Annotated in this window: 16 protein-coding genes; 6 read left to right on the top strand and 10 right to left on the bottom strand. The window is 35.9% G+C overall.

The annotated features are described in order from the left end of the window. The first annotated feature begins 121 nt into the window (after positions 1–121). The 3 genes from guaB (at position 122) to IC610_RS14870 (ending at position 4,924) form a co-directional block, all read left to right on the top strand. Positions 122–1,582 (top strand): IMP dehydrogenase, encoded by a 1,461-nt coding sequence (gene guaB, locus IC610_RS14860; RefSeq protein WP_191737559.1) that lies wholly within the window; start codon positions 122–124, stop codon positions 1,580–1,582. 264 nt (positions 1,583–1,846) lie between these two features. Further along, a complete protein-coding gene (locus IC610_RS14865) occupies positions 1,847–3,268 on the top strand; it encodes a T9SS type A sorting domain-containing protein (RefSeq protein WP_191737560.1) in 1,422 nt (473 codons plus the stop codon). 264 nt (positions 3,269–3,532) lie between these two features. Further along, entirely contained in the window at positions 3,533–4,924 is a 1,392-nt protein-coding gene (locus IC610_RS14870; RefSeq protein ID WP_191737561.1) for a T9SS type A sorting domain-containing protein, read from the top strand. Positions 4,925–4,987: 63 nt separating this feature from the next. Here IC610_RS14870 and IC610_RS14875 read toward each other — a convergent pair whose 3' ends face one another. The 3 genes from IC610_RS14875 to IC610_RS14885 form a co-directional block, all read right to left on the bottom strand. Continuing rightward, on the bottom strand, positions 4,988–5,680 hold the full coding sequence (locus tag IC610_RS14875; RefSeq protein WP_191737562.1) for a T9SS type A sorting domain-containing protein: 693 nt from the start codon (positions 5,678–5,680) through the stop codon (positions 4,988–4,990). Between the two features lie 5 nt (positions 5,681–5,685). Further along, on the bottom strand, positions 5,686–6,273 hold the full coding sequence (locus tag IC610_RS14880) for a phage tail protein (RefSeq protein ID WP_191737563.1): 588 nt from the start codon (positions 6,271–6,273) through the stop codon (positions 5,686–5,688). A gap of 119 nt (positions 6,274–6,392) precedes the next feature. Beyond that, positions 6,393–7,469, bottom strand: a complete 1,077-nt coding sequence (locus IC610_RS14885) for a DUF4407 domain-containing protein (protein WP_191737564.1) — start codon at positions 7,467–7,469, stop codon at positions 6,393–6,395. A gap of 151 nt (positions 7,470–7,620) precedes the next feature. On the opposite strand from IC610_RS14885, the gene IC610_RS14890 reads away from it, so the two are divergent. Then, a complete protein-coding gene (locus tag IC610_RS14890) occupies positions 7,621–8,022 on the top strand; it encodes a hypothetical protein (protein WP_191737565.1) in 402 nt (133 codons plus the stop codon). 4 nt (positions 8,023–8,026) lie between these two features. Here the strand turns inward: IC610_RS14890 and ruvC are convergent, their stop codons facing one another. From ruvC to IC610_RS14920, 6 genes are all read right to left on the bottom strand, one after another. Next, on the bottom strand, positions 8,027–8,581 hold the full coding sequence (gene ruvC / locus IC610_RS14895; protein ID WP_191737701.1) for a crossover junction endodeoxyribonuclease RuvC: 555 nt from the start codon (positions 8,579–8,581) through the stop codon (positions 8,027–8,029). A gap of 63 nt (positions 8,582–8,644) precedes the next feature. After that, positions 8,645–9,730 carry a serine hydrolase domain-containing protein gene (locus IC610_RS14900; protein ID WP_191737566.1) on the bottom strand — a complete coding sequence of 362 codons (1,086 nt, stop codon included), beginning with the start codon at positions 9,728–9,730 and terminating at the stop codon, positions 8,645–8,647. 72 nt (positions 9,731–9,802) lie between these two features. Beyond that, positions 9,803–10,681: a hypothetical protein gene (locus tag IC610_RS14905; protein ID WP_191737567.1), complete on the bottom strand. Its 879-nt coding sequence runs from the start codon at positions 10,679–10,681 to the stop codon at positions 9,803–9,805. A 41-nt stretch (positions 10,682–10,722) separates the two neighbouring features. Then, complete coding sequence (locus tag IC610_RS14910; RefSeq protein WP_191737568.1) at positions 10,723–11,430, bottom strand: Dph6-related ATP pyrophosphatase; 708 nt, start codon at positions 11,428–11,430, stop codon at positions 10,723–10,725. A 2-nt stretch (positions 11,431–11,432) separates the two neighbouring features. Beyond that, positions 11,433–12,227, bottom strand: a complete 795-nt coding sequence (locus IC610_RS14915; RefSeq protein WP_191737569.1) for a GLPGLI family protein — start codon at positions 12,225–12,227, stop codon at positions 11,433–11,435. A gap of 138 nt (positions 12,228–12,365) precedes the next feature. After that, positions 12,366–13,145, bottom strand: coding sequence for a hypothetical protein (locus tag IC610_RS14920; protein WP_191737570.1), 780 nt, complete (start codon positions 13,143–13,145; stop codon positions 12,366–12,368). 115 nt (positions 13,146–13,260) lie between these two features. Here IC610_RS14920 and IC610_RS20030 point away from each other — a divergent pair, with 115 nt between their 5' ends. Continuing rightward, a complete protein-coding gene (locus tag IC610_RS20030; RefSeq protein ID WP_228462941.1) occupies positions 13,261–13,695 on the top strand; it encodes a hypothetical protein in 435 nt (144 codons plus the stop codon). Between the two features lie 14 nt (positions 13,696–13,709). Next, the gene (locus tag IC610_RS14925) at positions 13,710–14,561 is read left to right on the top strand and encodes an IS3 family transposase (RefSeq protein ID WP_228462942.1); all 852 of its coding nucleotides are present in this window, start codon (positions 13,710–13,712) and stop codon (positions 14,559–14,561) included. 87 nt (positions 14,562–14,648) lie between these two features. Here IC610_RS14925 and IC610_RS14930 read toward each other — a convergent pair whose 3' ends face one another. Beyond that, positions 14,649–17,996 (bottom strand): methylmalonyl-CoA mutase family protein, encoded by a 3,348-nt coding sequence (locus IC610_RS14930; protein WP_191737571.1) that lies wholly within the window; start codon positions 17,994–17,996, stop codon positions 14,649–14,651. Between the last annotated feature and the right edge of the window lie 226 nt (positions 17,997–18,222).

The raw sequence follows: 18,222 nt of genomic DNA on the forward strand, positions 1-18,222 counted from the left end.
TGACCGTCTTTTTGAGACGGTCATTTTTACATTTATTTTATGTATTGTTAAGTTTTATTTAAACTATTTAAACTCATTTTCGTATTCCGGTAAAAAGTCTTAATTTTGCAAGAAAGTAAAGATGTCTATTCATAACAAAATTGTAGAGACAGCCATCACTTTCGATGACGTGCTTCTAGTCCCTGCTTATTCTGAAGTTTTACCTAATCAGGTTTCATTAAAATCAAGACTTACCGACAAAATTACGCTTAACGTTCCTATCGTTTCCGCAGCAATGGATACGGTGACGGAGGCTGATTTGGCGATTGCACTGGCAAGAGTTGGTGGTTTGGGTTTCATTCATAAAAATATGACGATCGATGAGCAGGCTGCTCAGGTCAACAGAGTAAAACGTTCCGAAAACGGAATGATCTCTGATCCCGTAACGCTTTCAAAAGATCACACTTTGGCCGAGGCTAAAGAAACGATGGCAAGATATAAAATTTCAGGTCTTCCTGTAGTAGATGCCGAAAACACGCTAATAGGAATTATCACCAACAGAGACGTAAAATATCAGGAAAACCTTGATCTGAAGGTAGAGGAGATTATGACCAAAAATAATCTGATCACTTCTGATAAAAATACAAACCTTGAAAAAGCCAAAGAAATTCTTTTGAAAAGCCGTGTAGAAAAGCTTCCGATCGTTGATGAAAACAATAAACTGGTAGGTTTAATTACGATTAAAGATATCGACAATCAGCTCGAATATCCCAACTCAAATAAAGATCATAAAGGCCGTCTGATTGTTGGTGCAGGAGTTGGCGTAGGCGAAGATACGATGGATAGAGTGGCTGCTTTGGTGGAGGCCGGAGTTGACATTATCGGTATCGATTCTGCTCACGGACATTCAAAAGGTGTTTTAGATAAAATTTCTGAAATCAGAAATTCCTATCCGGATCTGGATATTGTAGGTGGAAACATTGTAACCGCCGAAGCTGCCGAAGATCTGATCAATGCAGGAGCGAATGTTGTAAAGGTAGGCGTTGGTCCCGGTTCAATCTGTACAACAAGAGTAGTTGCAGGAGTTGGAGTTCCTCAGTTATCTGCAATTTATAATGTTTACGAATATGCTCAGTCTAAAAATGTAGCGGTAATCGCTGATGGTGGAATCAAACTTTCAGGAGACATCGTAAAAGCAATTGCAAGTGGAGCAGGAGCAGTAATGCTGGGTTCACTTCTTGCCGGAACAGATGAAGCACCGGGAGAAGAAATCATCTTCCAGGGTAGAAAATTCAAAACATACCAGGGAATGGGAAGTCTTTCTGCCATGAAACGTGGAGGAAAAGAAAGATATTTCCAGAGTGAGGCTAAGAAATTTGTTCCTGAAGGAATTGAAGGACGTGTGCCAAGCAAAGGTAAAATAGAAGATGTTGTTTTCCAGCTTACCGGAGGTTTAAGAGCTGGAATGGGCTACTGTGGAGCAAAAGATATTGAAGCTTTGCAGAAAGACACTAAAATGGTGATGATTACCGGAAGCGGTTTGAAAGAATCTCATCCTCATGACGTTATTATCACTCAGGAAGCTCCAAATTATTCTTTATAGAAATTTGATGTAGAAAATATTGAAACCGGCGGTCATTTTGTGACCGCCGGTTTTGTTATATGAGTACCTGCACAGCATTTCTGGTTAAGCGGTTTTACTGAAATTTAAAATATTTTGTGGTATTTAGTCACGTGAAAGTTAATTAATTGCATTGATAAACAGGTGGTTAAGTCTTTTTGTATCTAAATAATTTATCTGCTAAAAATCACAGCAATGTGGTATTTGATATGTGATTTATTTATATATATTTACGCAAAAATTTTTATGAAAAAATCTCTCCTTTCTTTAGGAATTTTATGCGGTCTTCAATTTGGATTTGCTCAATCCATTGATACAAATTTTGGAAGCAACGGAACTGTGACTCATGCAGAAAAAGGTTCTTACTTTGAGCATACATTATTGCCTGATGGTAAAATTATTATCAGTGGAAGTTATGAAAGTAGCTCATCGAACAAAGCTGTGATGATGAAACTTAATACAGACGGCTCCCTCGACACGAGTTTTGCTAATGGTGGCATCTTTACCATGGATCTGCAAGCAAGTACGGATTATTATGAAGCTTTTACAAAGGTTTTAGTTCAGAATGACGGTAAGTTGTTTTTTGCATATGGTCATGAATTAGATAACGGCATCGACCCTGAATCTTTGACAATCAATTTAATGAGATTGAATGCGAATGGTACTACTGATACAACATTTACCAGTCCTTATTCAACTACAACCACAGATATTGATAATGCACCATACGAATTTAAGTTGCTTTCATCAGGAAAATATCTTACTTATGGACCGAATTATATGATGAGGTTTAATGCAAATGGTAGTCTCGATACCACATATGGGACTAATGGTATAAGAACTATTACCTTCAATATCAATGAACTTTTTATAAACGGAGATAATATTTTCATCGACGGAAATCCAAATGGCAATTATTCAAACAGAACTCTTTACAAATTGCAAAACGAAACTTCAGGTATTGCAAGTTCTAATAACTTTGTTACAGGGAGAATATTTCACAATGAAGGATCAATTTATATAGATAGTAATAATATTTCAACACATGAATTGACGAAATTAGACTCAAATCTGTCACCTGTTTCGGGGTTTGGTACAAATGGAAAAGTAACTTTGCCAACTCAAACTTATGTGACAGATATGTTATTTCAACCGGGAGGAAGTGTTATACTTTATTCCAATATCAACAATGTCTCACAAGCATATACAGAACATAAATACACTAGATTGAACTTTAACGGATCTCTAAATACAAGTTTTGGACAGGGTGGAACATTTACTATGACATTACCAGCTTCATCAGGTTTTCAACCTTATGCTGAAAATCTAGTTCATCCAAATAATAGTATTTACAGCTTGTTCTACGGAAATAATAATACTAATAATATATATCTTAAAAGAATTCTTATTCCAAACGAAACTCTTTCAGTAAAGGATAACGTAAGTACAGTTGATAAAATTTCTATCTTGGAAAATCCTGTTGGAAATACACTTAAGCTTTCTGCTGATTTAGAAAATGCAAATATTTATGATGTTTCAGGAAAACTGATGTTCAGAAATCTTAAAGGTCGCGAGCATTCAGTTGGTTCTTTGTCTAAGGGTGTTTACATTATTAATAATAAAGATTCTAAGGGACAGACTGTTCAACTTAAATTTATCAAGAAATAAATTACAGAAACAATAAAGCGACAGATACTGTTAAACTGTTTTATGTTAATCATCAAAAACCGGCGGGCACATTTTGCCCGCCGGTTTTTGTTGTAAACTAACTCTCCCGCTAATTTTAAAAAATAGATTAGGATTGCTTAGACTCTGAAATATAATAATCGTCTCTGTTTTCATCCTAAATGGATTTTCATCGTAATAAACTACACTTTCGGGTTATTTTTTTGAGTTTTTATTAAGGCTATTTTTGAAGAAAAATTAGCAATCATGAAAAAACTACTTCTATCTTTTACAGCATTGTTTTGCAGTTTATGTAACTACGCTCAGTCAGTTGATCCCAATTTTGGAAACGGTGGCACTGTCGCCCATTTAAATAATGGCAGTTATTTTATCCCCACATTATTGCCGGATGGTAAGATCATTCTCAGTGGCAACTATGATGAAAATAATATTTCCAAAGCCGTACTTTTAAAGCTTAATGTGGATGGCTCTCTGGATCAGACTTTCGCAAGCGGTGGTGTTTTCACAGTAGATCAATACTCAAATTATGATTATTATGAAGCTTTTTCAAAAGTTGAAGTGCAGAGTGACGGAAAACTGTTTTTTGCCCACGGAGTAGAATTTGACAATGGCATTGATCCTGAATCAATGACCATAAATTTGATGAGGTTAAACGCGAATGGTACTCCTGACGCCACATTTACGAGTCCATGGACTGGTGTTACAGATTTTGATAATGCGCTGTATGGCTTTGAATTACTCCCTTCCGGAAAATATCTTGGTCATGGAGAAAATTTTTTAATGAGATTTAATGCCAATGGAAGTTTAGATACAACCTATGGTGTAAACGGAAAACGCACAGTCAGTTTTGGGATTGTCAGAATGTTTGAAAATGGAGGTAATATTTACCTTGACACTTATCCTCCAAATAATTATAATAACAGAACCTTTTCAAAGCTCCTGAACGAAACCGCCGGTATTTCAGCATCTTACAATTATGGACCGGGGACTGTTTATCAAAATAATTCAAATTTTTTCGTCTTTGGAAACTCTGAATTAACCAAATTGAATTCTAATGCAGCTCTTGATACAGGTTTTGGAACCAACGGAAAAATTACTGTTTCACAACAGTACATTTCAGATATGCTTTTTCAGGCAGGAGGCAGTGTTATTTTGTATAATAATCAATCCAGTGGTTCCGGTACAAATCACATGTTTACCAGAATAAATTCAAACGGAACTTTGAGTACAGGATTTGGGCAGGGAGGAACATGGACAATGTCTGTTCCGAATTCTCAAAATTACAGCAGTAATGCTGACAATTTCGTTCATCCAAACGGCAGTTTGTATATGATGTTTGCGGAAAATACTGGTGAAAGTTTTTATATGAAAAGAATTTTACTTCCTAACGAAACACTTTCTGTGATTGATGCAAACATTGGTCAGAAAGTTAAAATTGTAGAAAATCCAGTGCGAAATACGCTTAAACTTACAGGAGATTTAAAAAATGCAAGTATTTACGATCTCTCAGGAAAAGTTGTTATGAAAAATTTAAACGGAAGAGAATTTAGTGTTGATGCATTGTCTTCAGGAATATATTATTTAAATGACCAAAATGATAGGGGAGAACTTATAAAAATGATGTTTATTAAAAAGTAATTTAATCATTTTAAACAAAAACCGGCGGTCGCAAAGTGAAAGCCGGTTTTCATTATTAATTTATTATTTTTTGATAAATTTAAATTCATAGTTTTTACCATCAGAATCTTTAATTCTGAGCATGAAGGTTCCAGAACTTAAATCAGAAACATTCAATCTTTCTTTGAAATTTTCTTTTCTTACAAGCTGTCCTGAAATATTATAAATTTCGACAACCTCAGCCTTCGTAATCCCCGAAATTCTGATAAAATCTGAAACAGGATTGGGGAATAACTGAATTTTAGCATTTTTCAGACTTTCCGCTGTTGCCAAAAATGAAGAATGCACGTCGCCGGTCATGGTAGAATTGGCAGCAGAAAGATTTCCGCCACAAGCTCCTGTAGTAACAGCCGTATTTTCTACCCATGTACCGAAATTGTTAGCAGGTGGATTGGCTACAACATTATTTCCTGTAGAATTATAATAAATCAAATATGGATTTACAAAATCTCCATTTCCGGTATCAGCTAAAAATTCCCATCTGCTGAGCGAGTTGTTCCATTGAATTTTAAATTCGCACACACCAAGTCCGCCACAATCCTGATCCCCATTTACAGGAATGGTGATATAAATATTTTTACCGAAAGAATCTACACCCGTTTTTGTAAAAGTAAAAGTATTACTGCTGTCAAAAAGATTATAACAACCTTTAAATGTTATTGTCTGGGCGAAAGCTGAGCTTCCGATGGCCAGAGCTAGTGCATATAAAACCTTCATTTTTATTAATTAAATGATGGGAATACACCTTGTAATGCAATATAACATTTCACCGCAAGATATGGCGGTCTGTTTTCATGGGGTTGGCTACCTCCCGCTGGACTGATCATCGTATTTTTCATTTGGGTATTGCCGGCAGCATCAGAATACTCTTTATCAAGTGCCTTTGTGTCCGCAGGAAGATTGTTGGTAGGAGAGTTTTGGTTTCCTTCTGTAGAAACAGCAGCTACAGTATGAGTGTGCAGGGGCATTTGGGCTGTGGTAAGTGTCACAGATTCTACGCCTCCCACTTGCCCCAATACAACTGGTGTAAGTCCTGGTCCTGTTCCCGGATGTATTAATGATCTTCCTCTCATATCCGGTAAAGCAAAAGTAGTTTGGCCGTTCCCTCCAAAAGTGGTTCCCAACAGTGAAAATAATGCCGTGTTCTGTGCTATGGAAAGTAACTGTCCGTTACACTCTGCCCACCCGGTTGGAGTGTTGGTATATGGAGCGAACATAATTTGCCCAATGTAAGGTTGATACTGAGCTTTTACGAGTGATGAAGATAAGATGCCCATAAGAAGAGCACCCATTAAGATTAAGTTTTTCATGATATATTAGTTTTGAAATTTGTAATGCTAAGTTAAGATTTCTTTTCATTCGTTTACATAAATTCATAAAAAAAACCTTCCGGAATGTACTGGAAGGTAATTGGTTAGGAATATTTATTTTAGATTTTATTTTTTAAATTCTCTTTAAAATCATCAATTCTAAAGTCGGTTTGTGCGTTTCCTTTCTCTATTTTTTCCTTTGAATAAAGCCTGAAATCATTTTCTGTTTTTTCTAAAAGATAATCGTACGGTCCCACCGAAGAAATGAGTTTAACCAAAACCGGTGAAATTTCCAGACAGATAAAAAGTCCCATAATGAAAGCTGCTGCAGTGGCAATAATAGCTGAGTTTTTTCCCAGCTCATCCAAAGCCTGCAATCTCGCTGCAAAACCGTTGAACTTATCTTCAAATGTTTCGGTAGATTTTCTTTCCGTTTCAAGATTTGTGTAAACCTTGGAAATTTCTTTGTCTAAATATTCCAGTCTTGGAGCTGTCTGCTTCTGATAGTTTTCCAGATCCTGTCTGCGCTGTTCTTTCAGTTCCTGTTTTCTTTTGGCGTTCGTTCCAAAACCAACTTTCCCGCTCGTTAAGCTGGATTGTTTTCCTAAAATTTCCTTCTCCAGTTCCACCGCTGCCGAGTCGTAGGATTTTTGATACTGAGCTGTTTTTTCGGCAATCAGATTTTTTTCGGTTTCAAAAGGGCCGCTTTGCTGTAGAATTCTGCCGTTCATCTGCTTCTGAAGTTCCGTTTTGTTTCGCTGGATAATTGTATTCAACTGCTTGTTGACTTCTTTTTCAAAGATTTTAAGTTCTAAAGGTTTAGATATAATAATTCCTAAAAATGTTGCTAAAATTAATCTGGGAATAGACATCAGGATCTGATTCCACCACGTTCCCGTTTTTTTTATTGAGGAAACAATGTATCGGTCTAAATTAAAAATCATTAAACCCCACAGAATTCCAAAACCTATAGAAGCCCAGATGTCGTCGAAAATCGTAAACATTGCATAAGCCGCAGACAATGTTGCAAAAACTGCAGTAAATAAAACGATACCGCCTATCCCTGAAAATTTATTCCACTCGCTTGGTGTCTTTCTTAAAATATGGATGTTGCCACCTGAGCAAAGCAACAGAAATTTCTGAAACAAATTGATCCTGTAATTGTTTTGATATAGAGTAGCCTGTGTATTCTTCATTATAAAAATTTATACAAAATTAGTATTAAATAACATACCATTGTTACAAATAGTAATAGGTTTTACCAAGTATTTTAATTTGTAAGTGATTTCAGCTTTCCCTAATTGCATAATTCTTGCAGTAATAAGCGCATCACAAAAAAATAGTATTATGAAAAACGGTATTAAAATCTCAGCACTTTCAGTCGCACTTCTTATGGTTTCGTGTAAAAACGAAGATCCTGTAGATAAAGAATTAAAAGACGCTGCAATGGACATGAACAAGATGACGCCTCAGATCTTAAGCGATGGAATAAGGCTTGACAGTGTTTCTGCCGGACATTTAAGCTTAAAATATCATTACACGCTTACAGAAGACGTCAAGGAAAATGTAACTGCGGAAGAAATTAAAGTTTTCAAAGACGAAGCAAAGCTTGAAGCTGAGAAAAGTCTGAAATCTTCACAGGAAATGGCTGATTTGAAAGATAAAAAAATAAAATTTGATTACGTCTATTACGATAAAAACGGAAAAATAACCACTGATTTTTCGGTTACTCCCGAAGAGTATAAATAATATTTTATTTTAAACGATCCGGATTCTGCTTCAGGAAACTGTCCCATCCGGAATAGGACTTGGTATCAGTAACTGTTCCTGAATTAAAGTGATGGCAGACCGCAACCGCCAGACCGTCGGAAGCATCCAAATATTTTGTCGGGAATTCTTTTAAGTTTAAAAGACTTTTAAGCATTCCCGCTACCTGTTCTTTACTGGCATTTCCGTTTCCGGTGATGGCCATTTTTATTTTCTTAGGAGAATATTCTGTAATCGGAATGTTTCTGTGAAGACTTGCTGCCATGGCAACTCCCTGAGCTCTGCCCAGTTTCAGCATTGACTGTACATTTTTCCCGAAGAATGGCGCCTCAAGAGCCACTTCGTCAGGATGGAATTCATCGATTAACGCTAAAGTTTTATCGAAAATATACTTCAGTTTGGTTTCGTGATTGGGGTATTTCTTCAGAATCAGTTCATGGATGGAAATCATTTCCATCTTTCCTTTCTTTACCGATATTAAACCAAATCCCATAACCGCTGTTCCGGGATCAATTCCTAAAATTATTTTCTCTGCTGAAATCATTGTTGCAAAGATATGCGAAGTTTTAATTTAATTGAGATTCAAAACAATTTTTAAAGTCTGTTAATTCACATTCTCCAGCTGATCAATAATTTCCTTGATCTTCTGATGAGGTTTAAAAGCAGCAGATTTTCCTTTTTCTTCATCTGCAATATTGGATAAGATGATAACGGAAGTTTTAGTTTTGGGATAATAAATATTCAGCGACGGCGCTCCTTTTACATAACCACTGTGGAAATAAGAAACTGGTTTGTTATCCGTCATAATTCCCAATCCGTAACCCATGGTTCCGAAAACAGGATGCTGTCTTTCGGTGCTTTTGGACATAAATTTTTTAAGGGTTTCCGGTTTTAAAATTTTTCCTCCGTACAAAGCATTGTTCCACAAATGCAGGTCATCCACTGTCGACAAAATGCCGCCTGCAGGAATTCCGATTTCATTTTTATCTAATCGTTTCGGCATTCCGTTGACCACCTTTTGTAATTTTGAATTACCCACGTATGTTTTGGCAAAATTCTGTCCCTGAAACGCTGTTCCTGTTGAGGAGTTTTTCATTCCCACTTTTTTGAACAGATCCAGCATATTTTCATCAAAAGATTTTCCTGAAACAGCTTCCACAATTTTTCCTAAAGCATTAAAACCATCGTTGGAATAATTGAAACCCGAACCGCTTTTGAACATCAGCTTTTCACCAAAATTATTCAGACCCGAACTGTGATTTAAAAGTTGATGAATTGTGATGTTATCGTATTCTTTTTTCTGAAATTCTTTGATGTATTTTGAAGCTTTATCTTCTAAACTGAGCTGTCCATTTTCCATTTCCTGCAAAATCAAAACGGCTGTAAACTGTTTGCTGATCGACGCAATTGAGAAAACGGTCGGCTTATCAATTTTAGTATGATTTTCAAAATCTGAGAAGCCATTATTTTTTCTGTACAGCTCAATACTGTCTTTAAAAATGCCGACACTTCCGTTAAACTGATATTGATTAAAAACCGAATCGATTTGTGAAGCAATCAGTTTCTTTTTATAATCCAAAACTGCCGAATCGGAGATGGCTTTTGTATTGACGGGTTTTTGCGGTGCTGCTTTTTCGCAGGAAAAAAAGAAAAATCCAAGGATCGAAATGAGAAATATTCTGTAAAGCATCAAATTTGTTTTTCCTAAAAATAAGAAAAAAATTGACAACGTCGGGAATTTAGTATCTAGTAAATTTTCAGATCATGGTTTTATGAAAACAAGATAAACATCCTCGTAATCTTTTTTTGTGAAAAACTTTACAAATTCTTTTGGGATATACCGTACAATATATTTGTTTGGAAATAATGAATAACTCCTTGTGAATGTTTTGCTGTCTAATATTTTACCTTCTGCTATTACAAGCGAATTTTTTCCAGGCAAAGGAGATTCAATAATTCCATAATAGTTGCCCCATCCATTATTTTCCAGTTGGACTGTCTTTTTCTTGCCGAGATTTTCAATGGTTATGATTTCGAGTTTTGTACTGTGATAGATATCCTTTGGAGAAAATTCCAGCAGACTTTCATACTTTAAAATCTCTTTCGGTATTTCAAGATGATAATAGCCATTTTCATCTGTTTCTGCGATGTAAATTTTTGTTGTAGTGAGAAAGCTTACACTTCCGACAAGGGGTTGGTTTTCTTTTATAGAGACCAATTTTCCGGAAATTATAAAGTTGCCATCGTCCTTTTTATTTTCCTGTTTTTCATCTTTTTGTTCAGCCTGATTTTTTACCGATTCTTTTACGATAGGTTTTACAGCTTGTGCAGGATATAAACTGATGATACTTGCTGAAAGAGCCATTCCGGCGGCGATTTTGGAAAAACCTGTATTTCTTTTCAAATGTTTATTCTGCACGTTTTTTTGATCTGGCTTAAATTCAGTTTTGTTTTTCGTAAAATTCCCGCAAACTTGCTGAACTCTGTTTTTTACGAAAAAATCTTGTATTTCCGAAGAGGTAAATTCAGAAAAATCGACTACATTTTTATTACAGACACCGCAAAATTTACCATCGGAAACATCGCGCATATTTTCTAATTTTTCGCTGCAAGGATTTGTGATTTTTATAAAATTGTTCATTGGTATTTAGTTTTCAATTTTAAACGAAAATGAGCCAGTATTTATTTTAAAATCAAATCGCAAAACCAAAAAACATAATCGCCATCTTCATTTCCGTCAACTTTGGGTTTAGGATAAGTTTTCTTTACAATTTCACCCACCTCAAAATCTATTTTATTTTTAAAAATCGGGCCATCAAAAGTAAAGGTGTGAAATTCTCCGTTTTCGCCGCAGGGATCAACGTTATCTGGTAAGTCTTTAATGAAATTATCATCAATAATTCTTCCTGCAAAACTTTTATCGAGATAGGTTTCATTGACACAGGTAACGATTGTTTTAAAACCTAAACCTAAAAATTCATGGATGAGGTCAGTTGTATTTTGTTGCCACAGCGGAAAAACAGCATTCATTCCGATGGTATCGAGTTGTTTTTCACGGTATTGCTTTAAATCTTCAAGAAAAATATCTCCAAAAACAGAATGTGTTACTCCCTGAGATCTGATTCCCTTCATCGTTTTCAACATAATGTCCTGATATTCTTTCATCGACGGCTCTTTAGGAATTTCCATTTTAATTAAATCTAAATTTAAACTTTCAGCCTGTTTTTCAAGTAAAGAAACATGAACTCCGTGCATAGAAATTCGCTGAAAATCTTTATTGATGCTGGTCAGTAGGGATGTGACTTCAAAATGATCTTCTTTTAAAATTTTGTATAAGGCAAGTGCAGAATCTTTTCCGCTGCTCCAGTTGAAGATGGCTTTGGGTTTCATATTTAATCTAAAAAAACATTAATTTTTTTTAGTCTTTCATGCATTTTGTATGTCGTCTCTTTGCCAGATGCATCAAAAATTCTTAGGTTTCCATTGTACGCAGATGGATTTGCATGGTAGTTTTTTCTTGCTTCCAGATACTGTTCTTTATTTTTCGTCATGATTTTGTTGGGATAAGTAATAGGTTCAATCGTTTCTTCAGATTTTGTAATTCCGACAGCAGTAAATTTGATTGTTCTGTTTGTATTATATACTTCGAGAACAAGTCCTGAAAGTCCTTTAAATCTGAACGGTCCGTCAGGGATAGAAATGTCCTCAGCAAACCACACAAAAAAGGTGTCGTTTGTATCTGTTATTGCTGACGCCAACCTGCAGGTATAGCCTAAAATATCTTTCTTCTGACTGAGGATTTCCCATTTTAAATCCGGTTCTTCGTAAGTAAAAATGTATTTTCCCACATCAGTGTTTACTATTGTTTTTCCTTCATTTCTGTGAACACTTTCCCGGTGTTTTGGGAATCTGGGAATCGCTCCTACACTGGAATTAATTAAATTCAATGTGGAACTTCCTTTTTTTCCTGATTCATTATCATAATAGTCTTTCGCTTCCTTTGTGTAAAATACAGATTCTGTTGTATTACAAAGTAAAATAAACTCGGCAGTTTTAACTTTTTCTCTCTGCAGCGAATCGGAAATCAAATTCATCTGATAGGTTATCTGCATTGACGCTTTTGTATTCTGAGCCAATGAAAAAATGCTAATTAAGATTGTAGACAGAAGAATGGTTTTTTGTAGCATTTGGTATTGTTGGAATAGTAAAAATACAAAAAAAATAAAGGGAATATCTTGAAGTTATTGGCCTCCTTTAAATTTTGTACAAAGCAAGTGCAGAATCTTTTCAGCTGCTCCAGTTGAAAATGGCTTTTGGTTTCATTTTTATTTTGAATAGAGCAAATATAAATTGTCGACAAAGCTTTTTTTAGTAAGTTTTTGTACAGTCACTTCATCATAAAATGCCAAATATTTATAATCAGGGAATTCTTTTTTTAATTTTTCAAACTTACGTTTTCCTATTTTTTTTCCATCAAAATAATAGAAATCTGGTGGTTTTGGATTTGTAATTACAACCGCACCAATTGTTACATATCTTTCTTCTATTTCAAAGTTTTCTTTTCCTAGAAGTTCAGTTGTTCTAAAAATTGAAGATTTATAATCCGTAAATTCTTTATTGTTAGCTTCTAAAACAGTATAATCAATTCTGATAATATTATATTCTGATAATATTTTTTCTGGAAATTTCAGTGTAAAATTTCCCTTTTCATCGGCTTTTGCTGAATACAGTTTTTCTAAAGTAACCAAAGAAATTTCTCCAGAAACTAGTTTTCTTTTCTCTTTTGAAACTAATTTACCTTTAATTTCAATTTCATTTCGATGAATATTTTCAATCAAAGATTTATTTTCATTTTGAGCATGTACGCTTGTTACTGATGTTAATGTCAAGACTAAAAGAAATCTTGAAAAAGCAGGTTTTATTAAAGATTTTTTGCCACAAATTGAATCATTACTTTCTGTAATCTCATGAATTTCAGATTCTGAAAGTTTATCTAGATCCCAAACTTTTTTATTGCATACATCACAATATTTTCCATTATTAACTTTATGCAGATCCTCCCAAAGTTGTTGACACGGTTCTTTTATTTGGAATTGTTTTTTCATCTTAAGGTTTTATTTAAATCTAAAATACAAAAAAACCTCAAAGAAAATCCTTGAGGTTTTATTTATATTTAAATGTCTAGTCCTGAAATAGCGATACACAAAAAAAACAATCGTTATGAAAGAACCGTTAGAAACGCCTTATGTAAAGCGTACACAGAAAGATTACAGTTTGAGTTTGAAACTTCAGATTGTAAAAGAAATTGAAGCAGGTAAATTAGGAATTACCGAATGTCGTAAGAAATATGCGATACAATCCCATTCCACCGTTGTAAATTGGCTCAGAAAATATGGTAACTTTGATTGGGACAATCAAACATCAAATGCTATGCAAAAAACACCCGAACAACGAATTATGGAACTGGAGGCTGAAGTAAAAGTGCTCGAAAAACAAAAAGCATTACTGGAAAGACAAGCCTACATAGCCGATAAGAAAGCGATTTTCTTCGACATGATGATCGATCTTGCGGAGAGTGAATATCAGATTGATATACGAAAAAACTCCGCATCCGCACAATCAGCAACTTCCGCAGAACAGAAAAAGAAACTTTAGTTTTTACCTGTGGATTGTCCGGATTAGATAGACAAGTCTATTATCGAAGTTTAAAACGCAGCAATATGCGAACCGACAAAGCTCAGCAGGTGGTCGCATTGGTAGAAGAAAAACGGTTGATGCAGCCGAAAATAGGCGGCAAAAAGCTGTATTTTATGTTAAAAGAACCATTGGAGTCATTGAATATTGGCAGAGATAAATTCTTTGATATTCTACGGGCCAATCATTTACTGATCGTTCCCAAGAGAAGTTATCACGTCACGACAAACTCGCATCATCGCTTTAGAAAGCATAAAAATATGATATTGGATTACCAAATCACCAAACCAAATCAAGTCTGGGTTGCAGACATTACTTATATTGGAAACAGGGCGAATCCGAGTTACTTAAGTTTGATAACGGATGCTTATTCAAAGAAAATCATGGGACATCATGTAGCAGACAATTTGAATACAGAAAGCAGTTTAATAGCCCTGAGGAAAGCTTTGAAAAACAGAAAAGTCAATTTAGAATCCTTGATTCATCACTCGGATAGAGGCTTACAATATTGCTCAAATGAGTATCAAAACTTATTGGAAAGAAATAGCATTAAATGCAGCATGACACAGAACTCGGATCCTTATGAAAATGCAGTAGCAGAGAGGATTAATGGTATTTTAAAACAAGAATTTGATATTGATAAATATGACCTGGAAACAAAATTGGGAAGACGGATTGTAAATGAATCGATTCAAATCTATAATGAAATAAGACCTCATTTTTCAAATCATTATCTAACTCCAACTCAGATGCACGAGCAGTCTGAATTGAAAATGAAAACCTACAAAACAAAAAACCAAAGCAAAAACGTTTTTGCTTTGGTTTAAATTAATTATTTTTGACCTATAATCTGTATCGGATTTTTAGGACGGGACAAAACAGTTAGTAGTAAAAACTGCCCGTCCGGCTACGGACTACATATTTCTACGGTATTTCCCACCCACTTCAAACAAAGCGTTGGTAATCTGCCCTAGCGAACAGTATTTCACAGCATCCATCATCACATTAAATAAGTTTTGCTGATTAATGGCTGCGTGTTGTAAAGTTTTCAGGGCAGTTTCAGATTTGTCTTCATTGGATTTCTGGAAATTATGTAGCGTTTCAATCTGCACCTGCTTTTCTTCCTCAGTCGAACGGATGACTTCTCCAGGACGAACCGTTGGCGAGCCATCTTTTCCTAAGAAAGTATTCACCCCAATGATTGGATATTCTCCGGTGTGTTTCAACCATTCGTAATGCATCGATTCTTCCTGGATTTTTGAACGTTGGTACATCGTTTCCATAGCACCCAAAACACCGCCTCTTTCTGTAATTCTGTCGAATTCTGCATAAACTGCTTCTTCCACCAAATCTGTCAGCTCTTCAATAATAAATGAACCCTGAAGCGGATTTTCGTTTTTCGCCAAACCTAATTCTTTATTGATAATCAGCTGAATCGCCATTGCTCTTCTTACAGACTGCTCGGTCGGGGTTGTAATCGCCTCGTCGTAAGCGTTGGTGTGCAATGAATTACAGTTGTCGTAGATTGCATAAAGTGCCTGAAGCGTTGTTCTGATATCATTAAAATCAATTTCCTGAGCGTGAAGCGAACGTCCTGAAGTCTGAATGTGGTATTTCAGCATCTGGCTTCTCTCGTCTGCACCGTATTTCAGTTTCATTGCTTTTGCCCAGATTCTTCTTGCCACACGTCCGATTACTGAATATTCAGGGTCGATACCGTTGGAGAAGAAGAACGATAAGTTCGGTGCAAAATCATTGATGTCCATTCCTCTTGACAGATAATATTCAACATACGTGAAACCATTTGCCAAGGTAAATGCCAACTGAGAAACCGGATTTGCGCCCGCTTCTGCAATGTGATAACCGGAAATTGAAACCGAGTAGAAGTTTCTCACTTTTTCTGTGATGAAATATTCCTGAACGTCACCCATCAGTCTCAAGGCAAATTCAGTAGAGAAAATACAGGTATTCTGAGCCTGGTCTTCTTTTAAAATATCTGCCTGAACGGTACCTCGAACGGTTGCGATGGTTTTAGCTTTAATTTCAGCATAAGCTTCCGCAGGAATCACTTCGTCTCCGGTCAAACCTAATAATTTTAAACCTAAACCATTGTTTGATGGTGGAAGTTCGCCATTGTATTTTGGTCTTTCTAAACCTTTATCGTCGAATTTTGCCTTTAAAGCTTTTTCAACATTTGCTTCTAATTGATGTTCAGCAATATACTTCTCAACATTCTGGTCAATGGCCGCGTTCATAAAGAAAGCCAGCAACATCGGCGCAGGTCCGTTGATGGTCATTGAAACGGAAGTCATTGCATTCACCAAATCAAATCCGGAATACAATTTTTTTGCATCATCTAATGTAGCGATAGAAACTCCCGCATTTCCGATTTTTCCATAAATATCCGGTGGTAGGGCAGGGTCCTGTCCATACAAAGTCACGGAGTCAAACGCTGTTGACAGACGTTTTGCATCCATTTCCGCAGAAACGTAGTGGAATCTTCTGTTCGTTCTTTCGGGTCCGCCTTCTCCAGCGAACATTCTCGTCGGGTCTTCCCCGGTTCTTTTGAAAGGATAAATTCCGGCTGTGTAAGGAAATCCGCCCGGAAGATTTTCCTGACCTTTCCATTTAATCAAATCACCCCAATCGGTATATTTTGGAAGAGATATTTTTGGAATTTTTAAATGAGATAAGGATTCTGTTGAGGTTTCCACCTTGATTTCTTTTCCACGAACGAAATAAGAGTAAAACTCAGCTTTGAAAGCCTGTTTCGTATCATCCCAATTTTTCAGGAAGTCGATGTTTTCCTGTTGAAGGTCTTTTTCAGCCTTCTGATATTCAGCATCCAGAGTTTCGTTTGAAAGGAAACTTTTTACGCCTTCAATGTGATACATTTTTCTTGCTAACTCAGCCTGCTTTTCAACATTGGCATCGTACTGTCTGTTGTTTTCAACAATTTCAGAAAGATAACGAACTCTTTTTGGTGGAATAATCGTGATGTCTTCTGAAACTTCCTGTTCAACAAATCCTTTTAGATTTAAATCAGAATATTTCTCATTCACTTTATCGACTAATCTATTATACAAATCAGTAGTTCCGTGGTCATTGAACTGAGATGCTTTTGTAGCGTAAACCGGCATATCATCCAACGGACTTTCCCACAACAAATGGTTTCTCTGAAACTGTTTTCTTACAGCCTGAAGTGCATCAAGCGCGCCACGTTTGTCGGATTTATTTAAAGCAACCAAGTCTGCATAATCCAACATATCGATTTTTTCCAACTGTGTGGAAGCTCCGTATTCAGGCGTCATCACGTACATTGAAACATCGGCAAAATCTGAAACTTCCGAACCTGACTGTCCGATACCCGAAGTTTCCAGAATGATAACATCTGGATGAGCCAGTTTCAACACATTTAATGCTGAATGAATGAACGGAGAAACAGAAACATTGTTTTCCCTCGTCGCCATCGAACGCATATAAACTCTTGGGTCATTGATGGCGTTCATACGGATTCTGTCACCCAAAAGTGCGCCTCCGGTTTTCTTTTTTGAAGGGTCAATGGAGATAATCGCAATCTTTTTACCCGGATTTGAACGTAAGAAACGTCTTACCAATTCGTCTGTTAAAGAAGATTTTCCCGCTCCACCGGTTCCTGTGATTCCGATGATTGGAATATTTAAATCTTTTGATTTTTCGTCAATGGCTTTTACCAAATCAGGTTTTTCTTCTGAGAAATTCTCAACCGCAGAAATGATTTTTGCGATGCTGGTCGAGTTTTCGAAACTGATGTTATCCAAATCTTCAGCAGTCACTTCTTTTCCTGTCGCAAAGTCTGATCTTTTCACCAAATCGTCGATCATTCCCTGAAGACCAAGTTCGCGGCCGTCGTCCGGAGAATAAATTCTGTCGATTCCGTAAGACATAATATCTTCGATTTCTTCGGGCAGAATTACACCGCCGCCGCCGCCAAAAATTTTAATTTGCGGAGAGTTTTTTTCTCTTAAAAGGTCGTAGATGTATTTAAAATATTCGTTGTGACCGCCTTGATAAGAGGTCAGGGCAATTGCGTTGGCGTCTTCCTGAATCGCTGTGTTTACAACCTCTTCAGCAGATTTGTCGTGGCCAAGGTGAATGACTTCGCATCCTGTTCCCTGAATCACACGGCGCATAATATTGATGGCCGCATCGTGCCCGTCAAATAGCGAAGCTGCGGTTACAATTCTTACTTTGTTTGTTGGAGTATATTTTTGGGTTTCCATATTGTTTGTAGAAAATTTCTAAGTTTTCAAATATAAATATTTTAAAACTATTTAATTTCATGTAAAATTGACTTAAATATAAACTTGAAATCCGATGATTTACCTTTATTGTCAATCGCAAATATTATCTTTGAAAAATAAGTTTTTAGAACTGAAAATGAGTGAATTGATAAGAAAATATATTGATGAAAAACTTTGAAAAACAAGCTTTAATAATATTTTTTTG

It is taken from the genome of Chryseobacterium caseinilyticum (assembly GCF_014837145.1).
GTDB classification, from domain to species: Bacteria; Bacteroidota; Bacteroidia; order Flavobacteriales; family Weeksellaceae; genus Chryseobacterium; species Chryseobacterium caseinilyticum.